This is a genomic window from Bradyrhizobium huanghuaihaiense (assembly GCF_007830635.1).
GTDB classification, from domain to species: domain Bacteria; phylum Pseudomonadota; class Alphaproteobacteria; order Rhizobiales; family Xanthobacteraceae; genus Bradyrhizobium; species Bradyrhizobium huanghuaihaiense.
The window spans coordinates 78,915-102,090 of record NZ_VLLA01000002.1; the positions used below are offsets into that span (position 1 = coordinate 78,915).

Sequence of the window (23,176 nt, forward strand, 5' to 3'; positions counted from 1 at the left end):
CTGGGAGTCCCAATGTCTGACATGCCCGTCCCGTCCACACCGTCGCTGTGGCGCCGCGTCACGGCGGCCTATGCGAAATTGCTGGAAATCCTGCTTGCGGCCTGCGTCGGCATTCTCGTCGTTCCCGTGACGCTGCAGATCATCTCGCGCTACACGCCCTTCATCCCCTCCTACATCTGGACGGAGGAAATGGCGCGCTTCCTGTTCGTCTGGACAATTATGATCGGCGCCATGGTGGGCGTGCGGGAGGCGCAGCATTTCGAGGTCGACGTGTGGCCGGACCTGTCGCGGCGGTCGGAGGCTGCGGTGCGGATCCTCGCGCGGCTCGGCGTGCTGGCGCTGGCACTGGTATTCGTGTTCGCCGGCCTGGAGTTCACCCGCTTTGCCTGGAACAGAACGTCGGAGTTGGCCGATCTGCCGCTTTGGCTGATTCACGTCGCCTGGCCCGTGACCGGCGCGACGTGGATCGTCTTTGCCGGCGAACAGATCGTCGATGAAATGCGCATTCTGGTCGGGGCACGGCGATGAGCGGCAATGTACTCTCTGCCGGACAGGCTGCGATGGTGCTGTTCGGGGTCTTCATCGGCCTGCTCATCGTGCGCGTGCCGGTCGCTTTCGCGCTCGGCCTTGCCTGCGTGCCGATCCTGCTGATCGAGCCGCGCCTGTCCTTGATGATGCTGGCGCAGGAGACCTTCAATGCGTACAATTCATTCATCCTGCTGGCGGTGCCGTTCTTCCTGCTGACGGCGAACCTGATGAGCATCGGCGGCATCACCGACCGCTTGGTGGCGTTGTCGCGCTCGATGGTCGGGCACTGGCCGGGATCGCTGGCGCAGATCAACGTCGTGCTGTCGGTGTTCTTTGCCGGCATCTCGGGCTCGTCCACGGCTGATGCGGCGAGCCAGTCAAAGATCTTCATCGATGCGCAGACCAAGGAGGGCTACGACCTCTCGTTCTCCATCGCCATCACGGCGGTCTCGGCGGTTCTGGCGGTCATCATCCCGCCGTCGATCCTCATGATCGTGTGGGGCGGGCTGATCTCGACCTCGATTGCGGCGATGTATCTGGCCGGCATCGTGCCGGGTCTGCTGATCGCGGGTGCGCAGATGGCGACGGTGCACATCTACGCGGTGCGCCGCGGCTACCCGACCTATCCGAAGGCGACCTGGGTCGAGATGCGGTGTGCCATCTGGCGGTCGATCCCGGCCCTGATGACGCCGTTCATCATCGTCGGCGGCATTCTGCTCGGCTGGTTCACCGCGACCGAGTCCGCCTGCGTCGCAGTGCTTTATTCCGTCGCGCTCTCGGCGTTCTTCTACCGCGAGACGGGGCCGCGCGAATTGTACAAGGCCTTTCTCGACACCGGGCGTCTTGCCGGCGTCGCGCTGTTTTGCGTCGGCACCGCAAGCGCGTTCGGCTGGCTGCTCGCCTATTACAGGATCCCGCAGGAGCTGCTGGCGAACGTCTCGGCATGGGGCATGGGCACCGTCGCGGCCGGCTTCTTCATCTGCTTCTGCTTTCTGGTGGTGGGCTGCTTCCTCGACGCCATCCCGGCCATCATCATCGTCGGCACCGTGCTGGAGCCGCTGGCCAAGTCGGTCGACCTTCATCCGGTCCAGTTCGCGATCATATCGATCGTGTCACTGGCCTTCGGACTGGTGACGCCTCCTTACGGTCTATGTCTGATGATCGCCTGCTCGGTCGCAGGCGTGCGGCTGCGCTATGCGCTGAAGGACACCGCGATCATGCTGGTTCCGATGCTGCTCGTACTGGCGGCGCTCGTCGTCTGGCCGAGCGTGTCGCTGTTCCTGCCGCGCCTGATCGTGCCGGAGATGCTGAAATGAGCGTCCGATCGTGCGATCCCGCGGCCGCCGGCCGCGGGATCAGCTCAATGGGTTACAGATTGCTCTCGGTGATCGCGGCGTAGACCATGCTGCGCAGCTCGCGGCGGAGCGGATAGGCGCTCGACGGAAGAACCTGCGTCATGAAGATGGTGATCAGCTCCTCGGCCGGATCGATCCAGAACGAGGTCGTGGCCGCGCCGCCCCAATTGTATTCGCCGGGACTGCCGGCGATCAGCGTCTCGGCCGGGCGCATGGTCACGGCGAAGCCGAGGCCGAAGCCGATGCCGTTATAGGTGGCTTCCGAGAACAGCGAGCGCGACACTTCCGGCAGCGCACGGCCGCCGGGAATGTGGTTGGTGGTCATCAGCGCCAGCGTCTTCGGCCCGATCAGCCTGACGCCGCCGAGCTCGCCGCCGTTGAGCAGCGCGCGGCAGAAGGTGAGATAGTCGGCGGCCGTCGAGCACAATCCGCCGCCGCCGGAGATGAAGGAGGGCGGCGTCAGGAACGAGCTCGTCGTCGGATCGTCCTGAAGCGTCAGCCCCTCGCGGCGCTGGCCGGCATGGAAGGTCATGCCGCCGCCCGGGTCCGCCGAATAGCAGGCCGCGAAGCGGTGCGCCTTGGAAGCCGGCACGTGGAAATCGGTGTCGGTCATGCCGAGCGGATCGAGAATGCGTGTCTTGAGGAACTGCTCGAACGGCACGCCTGAGATCTTGCCGATGAGGTAGCCGATCACGTCGGTCGCGACCGAATAGTTCCAGGATTCGCCCGGCGAGAATTCCAGCGGGATTTTCGCCAGTCCCTCGATCATGGTCTGGAGCGTGCCCGACTTCTCGACCTCGCCGAGTTTCTCGGCGCGATAGGCGGCATCGACATTGGAGCGCTGCTGGAAGCCGTAGGTGAGGCCGGAGGTGTGGCGCAAGAGGTCGACGATCAGCATCGGCCGCGACGGCGGCCGGGTCAGGAAGGACGGCGCGGTGCCGGCGACGAACACGCCGAGATCCTTCCATTCCGGAATGTATTTGGCGACGGGCTCGTCGATCGCGACGAGGCCTTCCTCGACCAGCATCATGAAGGCGACGCTGGTGAGCGGCTTGGTCATGGAATAGATGCGATAGATGGTGTCGTCCTTCACCGGCACGTTGCGCTCGACATCGGCCAGGCCCAGTACCGAGCTGTGGGCGATCTTGCCGCGGCGATAGACCAGGAGCTGCGTGCCCGGGAAACGGCCGGCATCGATGTACCGCTTCTTCAGATGCGCATCGACGCGGTCGAGCGCGGCCTTGGACATGCCGACGGATTCGGGCGAGGCGGGGGTGGGGGCGAGCATCAGTTCCTCCGGGCAGTTTCTGAAGGACGGTGATAGCCAAATGGCGGGTCCATTCCAAGCCGGTCGCGCTTAACGCGGGGCGGCCGACTGGTGTAGTGTCCAGCCTGGAACACCTCCAAGGAGCCCGCCCGGGCCAACGAAAAAACGCGAGGGCAAACGCACCATGACCCAGTTCAACGAGACCGAACTCACCGAAGCCGTCGTCAAGAGCTTCGACCAGACGCCTGATACGCGGGCAAAATTCCTGCTCCAGGAATTGGTGAAGTCGCTGCACGATTACGTGAGCAAGACCGGTCTCACCTTCGAAGAATGGGAATATGCCATCGATTTCCTGACCCGCACGGGGCAGAAATGCACCGACACCCGCCAGGAATTCATTCTGCTGTCCGACGTGCTCGGCGTCTCCATGCTGGTCGACGCCGTGAACCACAGGGACCGCGAGGGGGCTACCCAAACGACGGTGCTCGGGCCGTTCTATGTCGGCGAGCACAAGGTGACCGCGCATGGCACCGACATCTCGCCGAACAATCAGACGGGCGAGCGGATGTTCGTGCAGAGCCGCGTCACCGACCTCAAGGGCAAGCCGCTTGCGAACGTCCCCGTCGACGTCTGGCATGCCGACGACGACGGCTTCTACGATTCGCAGAAGGCGAACTATGACGAGGTCGGCGCCTCCGCGCGTGCGCGCTTCATCACCGATCATGACGGCCGCTTCTTCTTCCGCACCATCTTGCCGTGCAGCTATCCGATCCCGACCGATGGCCCTGTCGGCGAGATGATCCTGCAGACCAATCGCCATCCGATGCGGCCGGCGCATGTGCACTTCCTGGTCAATGCGAAGGGCTACGAGCCGCTGATCACCCACGTCTTCATGGACGGCGACAAATATCTCGATTCCGACGTGGTGTTCGGGGTGAAGGACGACCTCGTCGCCAAGGTCGAGCCGCGCAACGATCCCGCAATGCCTGACGGCACCAAGGCGAGCGGGCGGTGGCACTTGATGACTTACGAATTCCACCTCAAGCCCGGCGGCGGCATGGCGCCGAAACCGCTGGGGACGAAGGCGGCGGAGCCGGCGTGATCCAGCTATCGCAGCCGTAGCGCTGCGAGCAGCACGATGACCGCGCAGGCGAGGATCGCCGTGGTCAGCTTCCAGAACAGCAGCGGATTGCGCTCCAGCAGGGGCGTGGTCCGCGTGTTCAGATAGGCCGGATTGGGATTTCTGAGCTCGAAGACGAACTCGGACATGTCTTCGTGGCGCTTGTAGGGATCGGGATGCAGCGCCTTCCTGAGCGCGCCGTCGATCCAGCCAGGAATGCCCCGCTCGGCGTCGATCGCGGGGCGATATCGCAATTTCCACGCGTCCGATCGTCCCCGGATCTTGGCCAGCTGGGCGCCGTAGGGCAGATGCCCGGTGAGCATCTGGTAGCAGATGGCGGCCAGCGAAAACATGTCGGACCGGGGCGATCCGCCCTCGCCGAGAAAATACTCCGGCGCCGTGTATTGGACCGTGCCGAGAATTTCCGCGTCGGCCGATCTCGGCGCAGCCTCGGCGACCCCCGCGACCCTGACCGATCCGAAGTCGATGATCTTTGCGGTACCGGTCTTGTCGATCAGGACGTTGTCGGGCCTGAGATCCTGATGCAGCATCTCCATCCGGTGGAAGGCGCGAAGCCCGGTGGCGATCTGCTCGATGATCCTGCGCACCGTCTCCAGATCGGGACGGGGATTGTCGAGCATCCACTGCCGCAGCGTCTGTCCCTCGACGAATTCGGTCGCGACGTAAAGATAGTTGCGCCGCGTCGATCGCGACCGCGGCTTGAGCACGTACGGACTGTCGATCCGCCGCGCGATCCATTCCTCCATCAGGAAGCGTTTCAGATAGGCCTGGTTGTCGCGCAGGTCGATCGACGGAATCTTGAGCGCGACCGTCTCCTCGGTGTCCGCATCGACGGCGAGATAGATGTGGCTGCGGCTGCTGCCGTGGATCTCCCGGATGATCCGGTAGCCATCGAACATCGCCCGCGGCTCCAGCAGGGGCGGCAGGGGCAGCGCCGAGCTCTGATCGAAGACGCCGGATTCCTCCGGCACCGCATCGATGCGCAGGATCTGCACGGTGATGTTGTCGTCGCTGCCGCGCCGATAGGCCTCCTCGACGATCGCCTTCGCCGCCCCGTCGAGCTCGGCTGCATGTTCGTTGATCGCGTTCGTGACGAAGCGCGGGTCGACGAATTCGTACGCACCGTCGGTTGCCAGCAGGAAGGTGTCGCCGGCCTGGACCTCGACCGTCTGGTAGTCGATCTCGAGCTGCGGATTGATGCCGAGCGCGCGGCCGAGATAGGTCTGCTCCGACGACACGATGATGCGATGATCGTCGGTCAGCTGCTCCAGCGCCTTGCCGGCAACGCGGTAGATACGGCAGTCGCCGACATGGAAGATGTGCGCGGTGGCTGCCTTGATGACCATGGCGCTGAGGGTACAGACATAGCCCTTGTCGCGGTCATAGGCATATTGGCTCTTGCGCGTCTGCGCGTGCAGCCAGGAATTGGTCGCCTCCAGCACGCGGCGGGCGGAGGTCTTCACCGTCCAGGATTCCGACGTGCAGTAATAGTCCATCAGGAAGCTCTTGACCGCCGACTCGCTGGCGATCTGGCTCACGCTGCTGCTGGAGATGCCGTCGGCGAGAACCGCCGCGATGCCCTTCAGGCTGAGCAGCGGCTCCTCTGGAATCAGGACGCCATGAAAATCCTGGTTGACGGGCTTGCGACCCCTGTCGGAGTGCTGGCCGATCGAAATCAGGAGTCCGCGGGTCATCGTCATCACCGGCAAGGGGGAGCCTCACCCTGATCGGGCGAGGCTCCCCTGTCGAGACGTATTCGATCAGGCCGCGACGCGGGGCTTCGCAGCCTTGTCGGCCTGGCGCTTCGGCAGGGTCATGACGTGCGTGGTGTAGAGGGTCATGCCGGTGAAGGCGAGGCCGCCGACGAGGTTGCCGAGCACGGTCGGGATCTCGTTCCAGATCAGATAGTCCATGACCGAGAACTTCGCGTGCAGCATCAGGCCCGACGGGAACAGGAACATGTTCACGACGGAATGCTCGAACACCATGTAGAAGAACACCAGGATCGGCATCCACATCGCGATGACCTTGCCGGGGACCGAGGTCGAGATCATGGCGCCGACGACGCCGGTCGAGACCATCCAGTTGCAGAGCATGCCGCGCATGAACAGCGTGGCCATGCCGGCCGCGCCATGGGCGGCATAGCCGAGCGTTCGGCCTTCGCCGATGTTGCCGATCGCCGCGCCGACCTTGTCGGGCGCCTGTGTGAAGCCGAAGGTCGTTACGAAGGCCATCATGAAGGCCACCGTGAAGGCGCCGGCGAAGTTGCCGACGAACACCAGGCCCCAATTGCGCAGCACGCCACCGAGGGTGACGCCCGGGCGCTTGTCGATCAAAGCGAGCGGCGAGAGCACGAACACGCCGGTGAGCAGGTCGAAGCCCAACAGATAGAGCATGACGAAGCCGACCGGGAACAGCAGCGCGCCGACCAGGGGCTGGCCCGTGTTCACGTTGATGGTGACGGCGAACCAGGCGGCGAGGGCGAGGATCGCGCCGGCCATGTAAGCCCGGATGATGGTATCCCGGGTGGACATGAAGATCTTGGACTCGCCTGCATCCACCATCTTGGTGACGAATTCCGAAGGCGCGAGATACGACATCAATGGTTCCTTTTGCTTCGTAAGTGAGATCGACACGCCCCCTCAGAGGACGCGGCTGAACGTCTTGGCCGTGCGGACGGTTCTGCCGCGCACGAGGGCTATGGAATGGCTGGAAGCTTTGGGAATCGCGTCACGAGGACTGAGCCGGAAGGGCCGCGAAGCAGATGAGCTTCCAAAATGCAGCCGCCAGAGGCTGCAACGATGCGGCAAGCCGCAGTCTTCGTTGACGCCCATAAAGAAGCAAGTTGCGTGCCGCCGAGAGGCGCAAGAAAAGTAACGTTATATCAAGCTGATACGCCCCTCGCCGAATTCGGCCCGAGGCGCTTGGCAGCCTCCTGCTTAAGCGACTGCACAAGCTTTGTGCGCCGCACAAGGATTAGGCAGTGCGCAAATTTCGCAAGCGGAGCCAGCCTGCGACAGTCTGGCGCGGACCATATAACCAACTGAAATTGTTGATGTTTTGGCGGTGTCGAGCTTGGCATGAAGCTTGAATAGTTCCATGCCGACGCCATTGAAGCCGTCCCGCGAGACTTCTCATCCGATTTGCTGACGCCACCAGACGGGGGTCTCCCCCGTCGTGCGTTCGCATGCGCCAAAGACGGCGCCGCCGGACGGACGGGCTGCTCGTGTGCACTGACGCCATCAATTCTGCAACGACGCAAAGGACGACACTACACATGACCAAGCGCATTCGCCGGCCCTTCGAGACTGGCCTCAGCCGCCGTCAATTGTTGAAAGCCGCCGGCTCTACTGCTGCCCTTCTCGCCGCCGCCAAACTCAATTTCCCCGCCGGCGCCTTCGCGCAGGATTCAGGTCCCGAGGTCAAGGGCGCCAAGCTCGGCTTCATCGCGCTCTCGGATGCCGGGCCGCTGTTCGTCGCCAAGGACAAGGGCCTGTTCGCCAAATACGGCGTGCCTGACGTCGACGTGCAGAAGCAGGCGTCCTGGGGTACCACGCGCGACAACCTCGTGCTCGGCTCCGAAGGCAACGGCATCGACGGCGCGCATATCCTCACCCCGATGCCGTACCTGATCTCGGCCGGCAAGGTGACGCAGAACAACCAGCCGACGCCGATGTACATCCTGGCGCGGCTCAATCTCGATGCGCAGTGCATCTCGGTCGCCAAGGAATATGCCGATCTCAAGCTCGGCACCGATGCAGCGCCGTTCAAGGCGGCGCTGGAGAAGAAGAAGGCCTCCGGCAAGGCCGTGAAGGCCGCGATGACCTTCCCCGGCGGTACCCATGACCTCTGGATCCGCTACTGGCTCGCCGCCGGCGGCATCGATCCCGACAAGGACATCGAGACCATCGTGGTGCCGCCGCCGCAGATGGTGGCGAACATGAAGGTCGGCACCATGGACTGCTTCTGCGTCGGCGAGCCCTGGAATCTGCAGCTCGTCCACCAGGACATCGGCTACACCGCGGTCAATACCGGCGAGATCTGGAACAAGCATCCGGAGAAATCCTTCGGCATGCGCGCAGCCTTCGTCGACAAATATCCCAAGGCGACCAAGGCGATCCTGATGGCGGTGCTCGAGGCCCAGCAATGGGCCGACAAGGCCGAGAACAAGCAGGAGCTCGCCACCATCATGGCCAAGCGGCAGTGGATCAACTGCCCGGTCGAGGACGTCTACGACCGCACCGCCGGCAAGTTCGACTACGGCAACGGCAAGGTGGTCGAGAACTCGCCGCACATCATGAAGTACTGGCGTGATCACGCCTCCTATCCGTTCCAGAGCCACGATCTCTGGTTCCTCACCGAGGACATCCGCTGGGGCAAGTATGAGGCGAATTTCGACACCAAGGCGCTGATCGCCAAGGTCAACCGCGAGGACATGTGGCGCGATGCGGCCAAGACGCTCGGCGTCGCTGCCGCGGAAATTCCCACCTCCACTTCGCGCGGCAAGGAGACCTTCTTCGACGGCAAGGTGTTCGATCCCGAAAATCCGGCTGCCTATCTGAAGTCGCTCGCGATCAAGCGGGTCGAAGTCTGATGGAGCCTCGCGGCCGCCCACGGGCGGCCGCATCCTCTTTTGCAGCCGGAGAGATATTGCGATGAATATGCCTGCCACGAAGATTGAGGTTGAGACCGCGACGCCGGCGGCCACCGCCGCGCCTGTCGTCGCGATGACGCCGAAGCGCCCGCCGCGCAGTGAGGCCTACGCACGCATGGCAAGGGAAACCGCGGTGCGCGTCATCCCGCCGCTGGTCGTGCTCGCGCTGCTGACGCTGGTGTGGGAGTTGGTTTGCCGGAGAGCCGGCTCGGCGCTGCCGCCGCCGTCAAAGGTCTTCAAGGACACCAAGGAGCTGATCGTCGATCCGTTCTTCGACCATGGCGGCATCGACAAGGGCCTGTTCTGGCATCTCTCCGCCAGTCTCCAGCGCGTCGCGCTCGGCTATTCGCTCTCGGCGATCGCCGGCATCGCGCTTGGCGTGCTGGTCGGGCAATCGGTCTGGGCGATGCGCGGGCTCGATCCGCTGTTCCAGGTGCTGCGCACCATTCCGCCGCTCGCCTGGCTGCCGCTCTCGCTCGCCGCGTTCCGCGACGGCCAGCCCTCGGCCATCTTCGTCATCTTCATCACCTCGATCTGGCCGATCATCATCAACACCGCGGTCGGCGTCCGCAACATCCCGCAGGACTACCGCAATGTCGCCGCAGTGGTGCAGCTCAACCCGCTCGAGTTCTTCTCCAAGATCATGATCCCGGCGGCCGCACCCTACATCTTCACGGGCCTGCGCATCGGCATCGGCCTGTCCTGGCTCGCGATCGTCGCGGCGGAAATGCTGATCGGCGGCGTCGGCATCGGCTTCTTCATCTGGGACGCCTGGAACTCCTCGCATATCAGCGAGATCATCCTGGCGCTGTTCTATGTCGGCATCGTCGGCTTCGTGCTGGACCGCCTGATCGCGGGCCTCGGCAAGATCGTTACCCGCGGCACCGCGACAAGCTAAGGGGAAGGGACACATGACCGCCTATCTGAAGCTCGACCACATCGACAAGATCTTCACCCGCGGCGCTGCGACGACCGAGGTGCTGAAGGACATCAACCTGACCATCGAGAAAGGCCAGTACGTCTCGATCATCGGTCATTCCGGCTGCGGCAAGTCGACCCTGCTCAACATCATCGCCGGGCTCACGACCGCCACCACCGGCGGCGTGCTGCTGGAGAACCGCGAGGTCAACTCGCCGGGGCCCGATCGTGCAGTGGTGTTCCAGAACCACAGCCTGCTGCCGTGGCTCACCGTCTACGAGAACGTCAGGCTCGGCGTCGACAAGGTGTTCGCCAGGACCAAGACGAGGGCCGAGCGCGACGCCTGGGTGATGCACAATCTCAACCTGGTGCAGATGGCCCATGCCAGGGACAAGCGTCCCTCGGAAATCTCCGGCGGCATGAAGCAGCGCGTCGGCATCGCGCGGGCGCTGGCGATGGAGCCGAAGGTGCTGCTGCTGGATGAGCCGTTCGGCGCGCTCGACGCGCTGACCCGGGCGCATCTGCAGGACTCGGTGATGGCGCTGCATCAGAAGCTCGGCAACACCATCCTGATGATCACCCACGACGTCGACGAGGCCGTGCTGTTGTCGGACCGCATCGTGATGATGACCAACGGGCCGAGCGCGCGCATCGGTGAGGTGCTGGAGGTGCCGCTGGCGCGTCCCCGCAAGCGGCTCGAGCTCGCGACCAACACCACGTATCTGAAGTGCCGGCAGCGCGTGCTCGAATTCCTCTACGAGCGTCATCGTTTCGTTGAGGCCGCGTAAACCAAAGTTTAATGCGCGAAACGTTCGCGCCTAAATAATCGACATCAAGCTCAATCCTTGTGCGCCGCACAAGGATTGAGCGGATCGCAAATTTTGCGAGCGAAAAAGCCCTGCAAAAATTTCGGGCGATACGAATAACGTGCTGAAATCCCTGTATTTCCAGCATGCGCGCAACTGGCACGGAAATTGAAGTGTACTTGCGCGACGCCAACGACGACGTCCCTCAACATCATCAATCAGCATCGTGAACTCGCCACCGGGGTGAAGCCTCGGAGCGCGCCTCCACGCGGAGGCTGAGCCTGCAACGACGCAGCGGTGAGCCTGGAAGGGATAATGTATGACCAAGAATTCGTCTCTAAGTCAGACTTGGATTTCTGACTGGCGCCCCGAAGATGAGGCGTTCTGGAATGCGGGCGGCAAGACCATCGCCCGGCGTAACCTGATCTGGTCGATCGTCGCCGAACATATCGGCTTCTCGGTGTGGCTGATCTGGAGCATCGTCACCACCAAGCTGCCGCAGGCGGGCTTCCACTACACCACCGACCAGCTGTTCCAGCTCGTCGCGGTGCCGGGGCTGATCGGCGCCTTTATGCGCTTTCCCTACACCTTCGCGGTGACGACGTTCGGCGGCCGCAACTGGACCATCTTCAGCGCGGCGATCCTGTTCATCCCGACGCTGTCGCTGGCTTATTTCGTCAGCCAGCCCGACACGCCGTTCTGGCTGATGCTGCTGGTCGCCTCGACGGCCGGTCTCGGCGGCGGCAATTTTGCCTCCAGCATGACCAACATCTCGTTCTTCTTCCCCGACCGGATGAAGGGGTGGGCGCTCGGCCTCAATGCCGCCGGCGGCAATATCGGCGTCTCCAGCGTGCAGCTCTTGACCCCGATCCTGATGACGCTCGCCGTCATCAACCTGTTCCAGGCAAGCCCCGTCGACGGCATCTTCCTGCAGAATGCCGGTCTGATGTGGGTGCTGCCGATCGCGATCGCGGTGTTCGGCGCGGTGTTCTTCATGAACAACCTGACCACGGCCAAGTCGTCGATCAGGAACCAGCTCGCGGTGGTGAAGCGCAAGCACACCTGGATCATGGCGTACCTCTACATCGGCACGTTCGGATCCTTCATCGGCTACTCAGCGGCGTTCCCGCTGCTGCTCAAGACGCAGTTTCCGTCGGTGACGATCTCGATCGCCTTCCTCGGCCCCCTGGTCGGTTCGCTGTCGCGCCCGTTCGGCGGCTGGCTCGCCGACCGGATCGGCGGCTCGGTCATCACCTTCTGGAATTTCATCGCGATGGCGGCGGCGACGGTCGGTGCGCTCTACTTCGTCGGGCACAAGGACTTCATCGGCTTCCTGTCGATGTTCCTGATCCTGTTCGTGACGACGGGCATCGGCAACGGCTCGACCTACCGCATGATTCCCTCGATCTTCCGTGAGCAGAACCTGTTCAAGGTGCGCGGCAAGGGCGATGCGGCACGTAGCGCCGCCCTGAAGACGGCGAGCATCGAGAGCGGTGCGGCGGTCGGCTTCATCGGCGCGATCGGTGCGGTCGGCGGCTATCTGATCCCGAGCGGCTTCGGCAAGTCGATCGCCCTGACCGGCGGTCCGCAGCTCGCGCTCGCGATCTATCTCGGCTTCTACGCCTCGTGCCTGGCTTTGACCTGGTGGTTCTATCTGCGTCGCAGCCCGCAGGGCGAAGGCGCGGCAGGCCTCGCCGAAGCGCGGGTCTGAGCATGATCCGGAAAAGTGTGAAGCGGTTTTCCGACCAGATCATGCTCAAAAAATAAGACTTGGTACGAATCTCGCTTCTCCCCGTACGCGGGGAGAAGACTCTCTGATGACGTTTGACCCATGAACCTTGTCCGCAACGGCGCGGACAAAGGCAGACCGAAACAGACAGGAGAACATCATGACGCCCGAACAGATTACCCTCATTCAGCAGAGCTTCGCCAAGGTCGCACCGATCTCGGAGCAGGCCGCTGTGCTGTTCTACGATCGCCTGTTCGAGGTGGCGCCACCGGTGCGCGCGATGTTTCCCGAAGACATGACCGAGCAGCGCAAGAAGCTGATGGGCATGCTCGCCGCCGTGGTCGGCGGCCTGTCGAACCTCGAGACGATTCTTCCTGCGGCCTCGGCGCTCGCCAAGCGTCACGTCGCCTATGGCGCCAAGGCCGAGCACTACCCCGTGGTCGGCGCGACCTTGCTGTGGACCCTGGAGAAGGGCCTCGGCGAAGCCTGGACGCCCGAACTCGCTGCCGCCTGGACCGACGCCTACGGCGTGCTGTCCGGCTACATGATGTCCGAGGCCTACGGCGCACAGGCGCAGGCCGCCGAATAGGAGATGCCTTGTGAGTGAACCGCTGGTCATCGTCGGTAACGGTATGGCGGCCGCGCGTCTGGTCGACGAGCTCGCCAAGACCGCACTCGGCCGCTACGCGGTCGCCGTGATCGGCGAAGAGCCGCGGCTCGCTTACAATCGCGTGCTGCTCTCTTCCGTGCTGGCCGGCGAGACCGGCTCGCACGAGATCGAGCTCAGGCCGGCCGACTGGTGGCGCCATCGCGGCGTCACGGTGCGCTACGGCTATCGCGTCACCGAGATCGACACCGGCCGCCGCGAGCTCAAGATCGCGGGCGAAGAGAGCATGGAATATTCCAAGCTCGTGCTCGCCACGGGATCGACACCGCTGCGGCTGAATGTGCCCGGCGCCGATCTCGCCGGCGTGCACACGTTTCGCGACACGCGCGATGTCGACCTGCTGCTGACGCTGGCGGCGGCGAAGAAGCGCGTCGTCGTGGTCGGCGGCGGGCTGCTCGGCTTGGAGGCCGCCTACGGCCTCGCCAAGGCCGGCGCGCCGGTGACGCTGCTGCATCTGATGGATCGGCTGATGGAACGTCAGCTCGATGCGCCCGCGGCCGACCTGCTCAAGACGCTGGTCGAGCGCAAGGGCATTCGTATCCTTCTCAACGCCTCGACCGCCCGTATCCATGGCGACGGCCAGGTCGAGGCCGTCGAGCTTGCCGACGGCAGCCGCATCGAGGCCGATGCGGTGATCTTCGCCGCCGGCATCAAGCCCAACGTCGCGCTGGCGAAAGAGGCGGGGATTGCGGTCAATCGCGGCGTCGTCGTCAACGATGTGATGCAGACCTCTTCGTCCGACATTTTCGCGCTCGGCGAATGCGCCGAGCATCGCGGCACCTGCTATGGCCTGGTCGAGCCTGCCTATGAGCAGGCGCGCGTGCTGGCGCGGCATCTTGCCGGCCGGCCCGCCGGCTATCAGGGCAGCGTGGTCTCGACCAATCTGAAAGTCTCCGGCGTCAGCGTGTTCTCCGCCGGCGACTTCATGGGCGGGGAGGGCAGCGAGAGCCTCGTGCTGTCGGACCGCAGGCGCGGCACCTACAAGAAGCTTGTCATCGCCGACGGCCGGCTCACCGGCGCGGTGCTGATCGGCGATACCGTCGATGCGCTCTGGTATCTCGAGCTGATCCGCAATCGCGACAAGGTGGCGGCGATCCGCACCGACATGATGTTCGGCCGCGCGCTCGTGCAGCCTTCGAAAGCGGCTTGATATGACGGCGATCGACCCAAACCTCCGCACCACCAAAACGACATGCCCCTATTGCGGCGTCGGCTGCGGCGTGCTGGCGACACCCGATGGCAAGGGCGGCGCGGCGATCGCGGGCGATCCTGACCATCCCGCCAATTTCGGCCGGCTGTGCTCGAAGGGCTCGGCGCTGGGCGAGACCGTTGGCCTCGAAAGCCGGCTGCTCTATCCCATGATCCGCTGCAAGGGCGTGCTGGAGCGCGTCGCCTGGAGCGATGCGCTCGATCACGTCGCCCATCGCATGCAGCACATCGTGGCCCGCGATGGCGCAGACGCGGTCGCGTTCTATCTCTCCGGCCAGCTCCTCACCGAGGACTATTACGTCGCCAACAAGCTGATGAAGGGTTTTGTCGGCACGGCGAACGTCGACACCAATTCGCGGCTCTGCATGTCGTCCTCGGTCGCCGGCCATCGCCGCGCCTTCGGCGCCGACACCGTGCCCGGCTGCTACGAGGATCTCGATCAGGCCGATCTGCTCGTCTTCGTCGGCTCGAATGCGGCCTGGTGCCATCCCGTGCTGTTCCAGCGCATGGTGAAGAACCGTGGGGAGCGTGGCGCGCGGATGATCGTGATCGATCCGCGCCGCACCGATACCGCGAGCGATGTCGATCTGTTCCTCGGCCTCAAGCCCGGCACCGACACCGCGCTGTTCTCGGGCCTGTTCGTGCATCTCGCCGACAATGGCGCGCTGGACCAGGACTACATCGCTGAGAATACCAGCGGTTTCGACGACGCACTGGCGCGCGCGCGCAACATCGCCGGCAGCGTTGCTGCAACCGCGCTTGCCACGGGCCTCTCCGAGCAGGACGTTGCCGCCTTCTTCAAGATGTTCCGCGACACCGAGAAGGTCGTCACGCTCTATTCGCAGGGCGTCAATCAGTCGGCGCAGGGCACCGACAAGGTCAACGCGATCCTGAATTGTCATCTCGCGACGGGGCGCATCGGCAAGCCCGGCGCTTCGCCGTTCTCGCTGACCGGCCAGCCCAATGCGATGGGCGGCCGCGAGGTCGGCGGTCTCGCCAATATGCTCGCCGCGCATATGGGCTTCACGCCGCCCGACATCGACCGTGTCAGGCGGTTCTGGAAGGCACCGCGCATCGCCACGCATGAAGGCCTGAAGGCGGTGCAGCTGTTCGAGGCCATCAACCGCGGCGAGGTCAAGGCGCTCTGGGTGATGGGTACCAACCCCGCGGTGTCGCTGCCCGATGCGGACTTCGTGCGCGAGGCGCTGAAGAAGCTCGAGCTGTTCGTGGTGTCCGAGAACGTGCTCTCCAACGACACCGTCGAGGCCGGCCCGCACGTGCTGCTGCCGGCGCTCGCCTGGGGCGAGAAGTCGGGCACGGTGACCAATTCCGAGCGGCGCATCTCGCGCCAGCGCTCGTTCCTGCCCGCACCGGGCGAGGCGCGCCCCGATTGGTGGATTCTGAGCGAGACCGCAAAGCGCCTCGGCTTCGGCGACAGTTTTAATTACAAATCCGCGGCTGACATTTTCCGGGAGCACGCCGCGCTCTCCGCTTTCGAGAACGACGGCGGCCGCGATTTCGACATCGGCGCGCTGACCTCGCTGTCGGACGACGCGTTCGACGCGTTGAAGCCGGTACAGTGGCCGGTGCGCGAAGGCGGGACGCCCGGCGAACGTTTCTTCGCGCAAGGCGGCTTCTTCACCAATGACGGCAAGGGCCGCTTCATTGCGCCGGAGGTGCCGACGCTGCGTGGCGAGACCGGTCCCTCGCGCCCCTTAAGGCTCAATACCGGCCGAATCCGCGACCAGTGGCACACCATGACGCGCACAGGGCTGAGCCAGCGGCTCGGCGCGCATCTGCCCGAGCCGTTCGTCGAGATTCACCCCGATGACGCCGGCAAATACGGTATCGCCCATGACGGCTATGCCCGCATCACCACCGATTATGGCCAGTGCATCCTGAAGGCCGTCGTCAGCGAAGGGCAGCAGCGCGGCGCCCTGTTCGTGCCGATCCACTGGAGCGCGATGAATGCCTCGCACGGCCGCGTCGGCGCGCTGGTGCAGTCCTTCACCGATCCGTTCTCGGGGCAGCCAGAGTCCAAGGCGACGCCAGCCGCGATCGCGCCCTATGAATTCGTCTTCCGCGGCTTCGCGCTGTCGCGCAAGCAGCTCGATCTGCCGCAGAACCTGTTGTGGACCCGCGTGACCGTCACCGGCGGCTTCGGCTATCTGTTCGCGGACAATGCGGATCTGTCGCGCTGGCCGGCCTGGCTCGAGAGCGTCGCCGGCGAGGACGTTGCCGAGTATCGCGACTTCGGCGGCGGCGTCTATCGTGCCGCCTCGTTTGCAGGCGACCGCATCGAGACCTGCCTGTTCGTCGGCCCCGCACATGACGCCGGCGATTGGGAGGTGGTCAAGAGCCTGTTCGTGGCCGATCAGGTCACCGACGATCAGCGCCGCATGCTGCTGTCGGGCAAGTCCAGCGAAGGCGCTGCCTCGACCGGCCCGATCGTCTGCGCCTGCTTCGGCGTCGGCCGCGGCACCATCTGCGACACCATCACTGGCGGCGCACGCACCGCCGCCGAGATCGGTGCCAAGCTCAAGGCCGGCACCAATTGCGGCTCCTGCATCCCCGAGCTGAAGCGCCTGATCGCGACGACGGAGGTCGTGCCGGCGAAGCAGAAGGTCGCAAGCGCGGCGGGGTAGGTCCGGCTCTTTCCATCGTCATTGCGAGCGTAGCGAAGCAATCCAGAGTCTTTCCGCGGCGGGATTCTGGATTGCTTCGCTGCGCTCGCAATGACCGTGTTGATGCAGGCGTGCCAAAACCATGATCTCGTGCCCCGGACGCAGCGCAGCGTCCCTTCGACGGTGCGCTGCAGAGCCGGGGCCCATCCAACAGCAGAGGGTTTGGCTTTTCTGGGTCCCGGCTCTGCGCAGCAGCGTTTCACGCTGCAGCGCGTCCGGGACACGAGAGAGGTGGGGACGCAGCCATGCCCTCCGCCCAATCGACGCGACGTCGATTGTCGCCTATGCTGCCGTGCGCTCACCCTCAACAATCAAAAAAACAATGATGTACCTGGAAACGCCGCCGCGCCTGATCGAGACCAGGCTGTTCTCCGCGATGCCCGACAAATTCCGCCGCAAGGGCGAGCGGACCGATTGGGCTGACGCCAACCGCCCTCGCGTGCCGACGGACTCCTTCATCGAGGGACCGTCGTTCGACACGGACGGCAATCTCTACATCGTCGATATTCCATTCGGCCGCATCTTCCATATCGCGCCCGGCGGCGAATGGTCGCTCGTGATCGAATATGAGGGCTGGCCGAACGGGCTGAAGATCGCAGCCGACGGCCGCATTCTTGTCGCCGACTACATGCATGGCATCATGGAGCTCGATGCGAAGGCCGGGCGCATCAAGCCGATCCTGACCGCGCGCAATTCGGAGTCGTTCCGCGGCTGCAACGATCTGCATCTCGCCTCCAACGGCGACATCTATTTCACCGATCAGGGCCAGACCGGCCTGCACGATCCGAGCGGCCGCGTCTATCGGCTGGCACTGAGCGGCCGGCTTGATTGCCTGCTCGACACCGGCATCAGCCCGAACGGTCTCGTGCTCGATCCAACCGAGACGGTGCTGTTCGTTGCGATGACGCGCGACAACGCGGTGTGGCGGCTGCCGTTCATGAAGGACGGCAGCGTGTCGAAAGTCGGCCGCTTCTGCGCGCTGTTCGGCACCAGCGGTCCTGATGGCATGACCATGGATGCGAAGGGGCGCCTGTTCGTCGGCCATGCCTCGCTCGGACACGTCTTCGTGTTCGCGCCGAACGGGGAGCTGATCGCGCGGATCAAGTCGTGCGCAGGCCCGAACTGCACCAATGTCGCCATCGGTGGCGAAAACAGGGATCGACTCTATATCACGGAGTCTGCGACCGGCAGCGTTCTGGTGGCGGATATCGGCGGTCTCTAGAGCATCTGAAGGAATAAACATGAACACAAAACCCTTCGGCAAAACCAACGCCAACGTCTCCGTCATCGGGCAGGGCACCTGGTATCTCGACCATGGCGACCGCAAGCGCGCGATCGCGGCGCTTCAGCGTGGGCTCGATCTCGGCATGACCCACATCGACACCGCCGAGATGTATGGCGATGCCGAGCTCGTCATTGCGGATGCGATCGCGGGCCGCCGCGATGAAGTCTTCCTCGTCTCGAAGGTGCTGCCGAGCAACGCCTCGCGCCGTGGCACCATCACGGCGTGCGAGCGCTCGCTGAAGCGACTCAAGACCGATCGGCTCGACTGTTATCTCTTGCACTGGCGCGGGTCCTATCCGCTCGAAGACACCGTCGCCGCGTTCGAGGATCTGGTGACATCAGGCAAGATCAAATCCTGGGGCGTCTCGAATTTCGATGCCGATGATCTCGACGAGATTCTCGATGTCTCGGGCGAAGGGCGGATCGCCTGCAGTCAGGTGCTCTATCATCTGAAGGAACGAGCCATCGAGCATGCGGTGATTCCGTGGTGCGAGCAGCATGGCGTTGCCGTCGTCGCTTATTCGCCGTTCGGCCACGATGATTTCCCGGCGAGCAACAGCAAGGGCGGCGCCGTGCTCGCGCGCATCGCGGAGGCACGACGCGCGACACCGCGTCAGGTCGCGCTGAGCTTCCTCACCCGTGCGACTACGGTGTTCGCGATTCCGAAGGCCTCATCCGCGGAACACGCCGGCGAAAATGCGGCAGCGGGCGATCTCGTGCTGACGAAAGAGGAGATTTCGGCGCTCGATGCGGCGTTTCCGCGCGGTCCCAAGCCGCGCAGTCTACCCATGCTGTAGTGCACAAACGCCCATTATTAACGGAGTATTGACGCGCGCGGCGATCAGCGCATATCGGCATCCTGTTTTCGGAAGTTGTGAAAGCGGCACATTTGTCGTTTTTTACAAGCGCACTCGATTCGCATTTTTCCCGAGTTCCAGCCGTGACCCCGCCGCCAGCCGCAGCCGCAAGGCTCGATAGTATTTCCGTGCCTATGCCCGAGAAGAAGCATGTTGGTCGCCGCGCGCCCGCGCGCGTCGATCATCCCTTCAAGGGCATCGCACTGATCCTGCTGTCGACGGTATTCCTCGGCTGCTCCGACACCGCCGCGAAATATCTCTCGACCAGCCTGCCCTCGATCGAGATCACCTGGATCCGCTTTCTCACCTTCGCGCTGATCTTCACGCCGGTGATGCTGCGGTCCTCGCCGTATTACGCGATGCGCACCGATCGTCTCGGATTGCACGTGATGCGCGGCGCGGTGCTGCTCGGCTCCTCGCTGTTCTTCATCACCGGCCTCGGCTTCCTCCCGATCGCGGAGGCGTCGGCCACCGGCTTCGTTGCGCCGCTGTTCGTCACTGCGCTCTCGATCGTCTTCCTCGGCGAGAAGGTCGGCATGCGCCGCTGGTTCGCCACCGCGCTCGGCCTCGTCGGCGTGCTGATCATCCTGCGGCCGGGCACCAGCGCGTTTCATCCGGCGGCGTTCTTCCCGGTCGTCTCGGCGGCCTGCTGGGCCGGCACGCTGATCCTGACGCGCATGATGAGCGGTCGTGAGGCCGTCGTCACCACCATGGCCTATTCCTCGCTGACCGGCCTTGCGATCCTCACCGCAATCGTGCCCTTCGTCTGGGTGACGCCGTCCTGGACCGCGATCGCGCTCGGCATCTTCATCGGCGTCGCGTCGACCGCCGGCCAGTGGATCGTCGTGCTGGCCTATCGCTACGGCGATGCCTCGGTGCTGGCGCCGTTCTCCTACTCGCAATTGTTGTGGGTCAGCATTCTCGGCTTCTTCATCTTCGGCGAGGTGCCGAGCATCTGGACCATCGTCGGCGCGGCTTTCATCGTCGCCAGCGGTCTCTACATCGCCCATCGCGAGCGCGTCCGCCGCGCCCAGCTCCTGGTGCTGGAAGAGCGTTTCCCGAACGCCTGACACAAGTTCGCAGCTTCCGCTTCGTGCTATCAACGGCTCCAACAACACGGGAGGAGCCGGATGCGCGCCGCGATTTTCAGGGATGGTGAGATTGTCGTTGGCCAGATGGCGGATCCGAGGCCCGGTCCCGGCCAGGTTCTGGTCAGGACGCTCGCCTGCGGTATCTGCGGCTCCGACCTGCATGCCCGCCAGCACGCCCCCCGCATGGTGGAGATGGCGAAGAAGACCGGCCGCACGCCGATGGATTTGTCGCGCGATGTCGTGTTTGGTCACGAGTTCTGCTGCGAGATCGTCGATTACGGCCCAGGCACTGAACGTCGGCTCAAGCCGGGGACGCATGTCTGCTCGCTGCCCGCGCTGCTGACGCCGGAGGGCATCAAGGGCATCGGCTATTCCAACGAATTCGTCGGTGGCTATGCGGAAGCGATGCTGCTGAGCGAGCCGTTGCTGCTCGAAGTGCCCAATGGTCTTGCGCCGGAACACGCCGCGCTCACCGAGCCGCTGGCGGTCGGCGTTCACGCGGTGGCGAAAGCCAACATTCGCGGCGGCGAGGTGCCGCTGGTGATCGGCTGCGGCCCGGTCGGGCTCGCGGTGATCGCGGCGCTGAAGATCCGGGGCCTGCATCCGATCGTTGCCGCCGACTATTCGCCGGCGCGGCGCGCGCTCGCGGCAAAGCTCGGTGCCGACGTCGTCGTCGATCCCAGGGTGTCGCAGCCCTATACGACCTGGGCCGAGCATGCGCAGATGTCGGACGCGGAGAAGGCGGCGCGGCCGCCGTTCCAGGCCATGCTGCCGGCGCTGAAGCCCGCGATCATCTTCGAATGCGTCGGCGTGCCCGGCCTGTTGCAGCAGGTGTTCGAAGGCGCTCCGCGCGATGCGCGCATCGTCGTGGTCGGCGTCTGCATGGAGAGCGACAGAAGCGAGCCCATGCTCGGCATCATGAAGGAGCTCAATGTCCAGTACGTTCTCGGCTACACGCCGGAGGAGTTTGCGGCCTCACTGCGCCTGATCGCGGAAGGGCAGGTGGATGCCGCGGCGATGGTGACGGCCGAGGTCGGCATCGACGGTGTCGCAAAGGCGTTTGCCGATCTCGCCAATCCGGAAGTCCACACCAAGATCATCGTGCAGCCGTGGCGATGACGGTGCCGTAGGGTGGGCAAAGCGAAGCGTGCCCACCATTTTCACCACGAACGCGGATGCATGGTGGGCACGGCGCTTTGCGCCTTTGCCCACCCTACGAGACCTCCCTCAATACTTCGCCGGCACGTACATCTCCAGCGGGACCGGGCCGCGGTGGTAGTCGGGGTTGCGCACGCGCGCCGGCAGCACCACCGGGACGTGCGCGACCTCCTGGTAGGGGATCTGGGTCAAGAGATGCGAGATGCAGTTGAGCCGCGCGCGCTTCTTGTCGACGGCATCGACGATCCACCACGGCGAGTCCGGCAGGTGCGTGTACTCCAGCATCGTCTCCTTGGCCTTCGTATAGGCCTCCCAGCGGCTGCGCGCCTCGACGTCCATCGGGCTCAGCTTCCACTGCTTGAGTGGATCCTTGATGCGCATGGTGAAGCGGAACTGCTGCTCGTCGTCGGTGATCGAGAACCAGTACTTGACCAGGATGATGCCGGAGCGGATCAGCATCCGCTCGAACTCCGGCACGGTCTTGAAGAACTCCTGGTATTGCTCCTCGGTGCAGAAGCCCATCACGCGCTCGACGCCGGCGCGGTTGTACCAGCTGCGGTCGAACAGCACGATCTCGCCGCCGGCCGGCAGGTGCGCCACGTAGCGCTGGAAGTACCATTGCGACCGCTCGCGCTCGCTCGGCGCGGGCAGCGCGGCGACGCGGCAGACGCGCGGATTGAGGCGCTGCGTGATGCGCTTGATGACGCCGCCCTTGCCGGCGGAATCGCGGCCCTCGAACAGCACCACGACCTTCTTCTTCTCGGTCTGCACCCAGTCCTGCAGCTTGACCAGCTCGCCCTGGAGGCGGAGCAGCTCCCGGAAATAGAGTTTTCGGTCGACCGTCGGGTTCAGCGTATCGGTCTCGTCCAGGAGCTCGTCGAGACGGGCGTCATCCAGCTCCATCTCCAGCTCCTCGTCGAGATCGTCGGCCATCTCCTGGATGATGCGCTCGCGCTTGGCGGTCTGGGCGGTGCGGTCGGATGCGGTCATGGCTGCGGCTCTCGGGTGGGAACGGTTGTCAAATGACCATCGGTGCCCTTTGTTTCATCCATGTGACAACGTCGGCTTCTGCTACCTCGGATGAGGTGTCGGGAACTGCTCCCTCCGCCGTCATTGCGAGCCAACGGGTCCGCGCGGAGCGCGGCCCGATGACAGGCTCCGCGAAGCAATCCAGTGTCCCTCCGTTGAGGCAGTCTGGATTGCTTCGTCGCATCAGCGCAAAATTGCTACGCAATTTTGTCGCGAGCTCCTCGCAATGACAATCCGTCACACTGGCAGCGCGATCGAATATTTCACCTGGCTCAGTGCAAAGCTGGACTCGATCGAGGCGATGCCATCGAGCCGGGTCAGCTTGGTCTTCAGGAACGTCTCGTATGAGGCGAGGTCGGCGGCCACCACGCGCAGCAGATAGTCACGGTTGCCGGTCATCAGGTAACATTCCAGCACCTCATCCCATTTCGAGATGGCGCGGGCAAAGCGGTTGAGGTCCTCCTCCTTCTGCCGCGCCAGCTTGATCGAGATGAACACGCTGACGTGGAGGCCGAGCGCCTTTTGGTCGACGGTCGCGACATAGCGGGAGATGACGCCGCGCTCCTCCAGCAGCTTGACCCGGCGATGGCAGGGCGAGACCGACAGCCCGACCTTGTCGGCGAGCTCCTGCATGGTCAAACGGCTGTCGTTCTGGAGGTAGCTGAGGATCTTGCGGTCGATGGCGTCGAGCTCGGGCATTGGGATGGAACCTGTTTTCAGCGGGCTATGTTGGTAAAATATCCCAATATTTGGAGATATGGCGCGAAAAATTGAGAAGTTTGGCGCCGGCCGCAGGCGT

At 64.2% G+C, this 23,176-nt stretch carries 19 protein-coding genes; 14 read left to right on the forward strand and 5 right to left on the reverse strand.

Translation table 11 applies throughout. The annotated features are described in order from the left end of the window. Window positions 1–12 precede the first annotated feature (12 nt). A complete protein-coding gene (locus IQ16_RS04410) occupies window positions 13–528 on the forward strand; it encodes a TRAP transporter small permease (RefSeq protein ID WP_018648216.1) in 516 nt (171 codons plus the stop codon). Then, window positions 525–1,844 (forward strand): TRAP transporter large permease, encoded by a 1,320-nt coding sequence (locus IQ16_RS04415; protein ID WP_018648215.1) that lies wholly within the window; start codon window positions 525–527, stop codon window positions 1,842–1,844. Before IQ16_RS04410 ends, IQ16_RS04415 begins: the two co-directional genes overlap by 4 nt. Window positions 1,845–1,896: 52 nt before the next feature. Here IQ16_RS04415 and IQ16_RS04420 read toward each other — a convergent pair whose 3' ends face one another. After that, window positions 1,897–3,171 (reverse strand): serine hydrolase domain-containing protein, encoded by a 1,275-nt coding sequence (locus IQ16_RS04420; RefSeq protein ID WP_018648214.1) that lies wholly within the window; start codon window positions 3,169–3,171, stop codon window positions 1,897–1,899. Between the two features lie 163 nt (window positions 3,172–3,334). On the opposite strand from IQ16_RS04420, the gene IQ16_RS04425 reads away from it, so the two are divergent. Then, on the forward strand, window positions 3,335–4,252 hold the full coding sequence (locus tag IQ16_RS04425; protein WP_018648213.1) for a dioxygenase family protein: 918 nt from the start codon (window positions 3,335–3,337) through the stop codon (window positions 4,250–4,252). Between the two features lie 5 nt (window positions 4,253–4,257). Here the strand turns inward: IQ16_RS04425 and IQ16_RS04430 are convergent, their stop codons facing one another. Both IQ16_RS04430 and IQ16_RS04435 read right to left on the reverse strand, forming a co-directional pair. Further along, the gene (locus IQ16_RS04430; RefSeq protein ID WP_035668316.1) at window positions 4,258–5,991 is read right to left on the reverse strand and encodes a bifunctional protein-serine/threonine kinase/phosphatase; all 1,734 of its coding nucleotides are present in this window, start codon (window positions 5,989–5,991) and stop codon (window positions 4,258–4,260) included. Window positions 5,992–6,051: 60 nt separating this feature from the next. Next, complete coding sequence (locus IQ16_RS04435; protein ID WP_026312850.1) at window positions 6,052–6,891, reverse strand: formate/nitrite transporter family protein; 840 nt, start codon at window positions 6,889–6,891, stop codon at window positions 6,052–6,054. A 677-nt stretch (window positions 6,892–7,568) separates the two neighbouring features. Here IQ16_RS04435 and IQ16_RS04445 point away from each other — a divergent pair. The 11 genes from IQ16_RS04445 (at window position 7,569) to IQ16_RS04495 (ending at window position 21,309) form a co-directional block, all read left to right on the forward strand. Then, complete coding sequence (locus IQ16_RS04445; RefSeq protein WP_018648211.1) at window positions 7,569–8,885, forward strand: CmpA/NrtA family ABC transporter substrate-binding protein; 1,317 nt, start codon at window positions 7,569–7,571, stop codon at window positions 8,883–8,885. A 61-nt stretch (window positions 8,886–8,946) separates the two neighbouring features. Further along, window positions 8,947–9,843, forward strand: a complete 897-nt coding sequence (gene ntrB, locus IQ16_RS04450; protein ID WP_018648210.1) for a nitrate ABC transporter permease — start codon at window positions 8,947–8,949, stop codon at window positions 9,841–9,843. A gap of 13 nt (window positions 9,844–9,856) precedes the next feature. Beyond that, window positions 9,857–10,651, forward strand: coding sequence for an ABC transporter ATP-binding protein (locus IQ16_RS04455; RefSeq protein ID WP_018648209.1), 795 nt, complete (start codon window positions 9,857–9,859; stop codon window positions 10,649–10,651). 337 nt (window positions 10,652–10,988) lie between these two features. Continuing rightward, a complete protein-coding gene (locus tag IQ16_RS04460) occupies window positions 10,989–12,380 on the forward strand; it encodes an MFS transporter (protein WP_018648208.1) in 1,392 nt (463 codons plus the stop codon). 178 nt (window positions 12,381–12,558) lie between these two features. Beyond that, a complete protein-coding gene (locus IQ16_RS04465; protein ID WP_026312849.1) occupies window positions 12,559–12,987 on the forward strand; it encodes a globin family protein in 429 nt (142 codons plus the stop codon). 10 nt (window positions 12,988–12,997) lie between these two features. Further along, window positions 12,998–14,215 carry an NAD(P)/FAD-dependent oxidoreductase gene (locus IQ16_RS04470; RefSeq protein ID WP_018648206.1) on the forward strand — a complete coding sequence of 406 codons (1,218 nt, stop codon included), beginning with the start codon at window positions 12,998–13,000 and terminating at the stop codon, window positions 14,213–14,215. Window position 14,216: 1 nt separating this feature from the next. Beyond that, window positions 14,217–16,919: a nitrate reductase gene (locus IQ16_RS04475; RefSeq protein WP_018648205.1), complete on the forward strand. Its 2,703-nt coding sequence runs from the start codon at window positions 14,217–14,219 to the stop codon at window positions 16,917–16,919. A gap of 364 nt (window positions 16,920–17,283) precedes the next feature. Beyond that, window positions 17,284–18,180: an SMP-30/gluconolactonase/LRE family protein gene (locus IQ16_RS04480; RefSeq protein ID WP_035668312.1), complete on the forward strand. Its 897-nt coding sequence runs from the start codon at window positions 17,284–17,286 to the stop codon at window positions 18,178–18,180. Between the two features lie 19 nt (window positions 18,181–18,199). Then, window positions 18,200–19,039 carry an aldo/keto reductase gene (locus IQ16_RS04485; RefSeq protein WP_018648203.1) on the forward strand — a complete coding sequence of 280 codons (840 nt, stop codon included), beginning with the start codon at window positions 18,200–18,202 and terminating at the stop codon, window positions 19,037–19,039. Between the two features lie 188 nt (window positions 19,040–19,227). Beyond that, the gene (locus IQ16_RS04490; RefSeq protein WP_026312848.1) at window positions 19,228–20,169 is read left to right on the forward strand and encodes a DMT family transporter; all 942 of its coding nucleotides are present in this window, start codon (window positions 19,228–19,230) and stop codon (window positions 20,167–20,169) included. Window positions 20,170–20,229: 60 nt separating this feature from the next. Then, window positions 20,230–21,309 (forward strand): zinc-binding dehydrogenase, encoded by a 1,080-nt coding sequence (locus tag IQ16_RS04495; RefSeq protein WP_018648201.1) that lies wholly within the window; start codon window positions 20,230–20,232, stop codon window positions 21,307–21,309. A gap of 108 nt (window positions 21,310–21,417) precedes the next feature. Here the strand turns inward: IQ16_RS04495 and ppk2 are convergent, their stop codons facing one another. Further along, the gene (ppk2, locus tag IQ16_RS04500) at window positions 21,418–22,338 is read right to left on the reverse strand and encodes a polyphosphate kinase 2 (RefSeq protein ID WP_018648200.1); all 921 of its coding nucleotides are present in this window, start codon (window positions 22,336–22,338) and stop codon (window positions 21,418–21,420) included. 276 nt (window positions 22,339–22,614) lie between these two features. Further along, window positions 22,615–23,076: an Lrp/AsnC family transcriptional regulator gene (locus IQ16_RS04505; protein WP_018648199.1), complete on the reverse strand. Its 462-nt coding sequence runs from the start codon at window positions 23,074–23,076 to the stop codon at window positions 22,615–22,617. Between the last annotated feature and the right edge of the window lie 100 nt (window positions 23,077–23,176).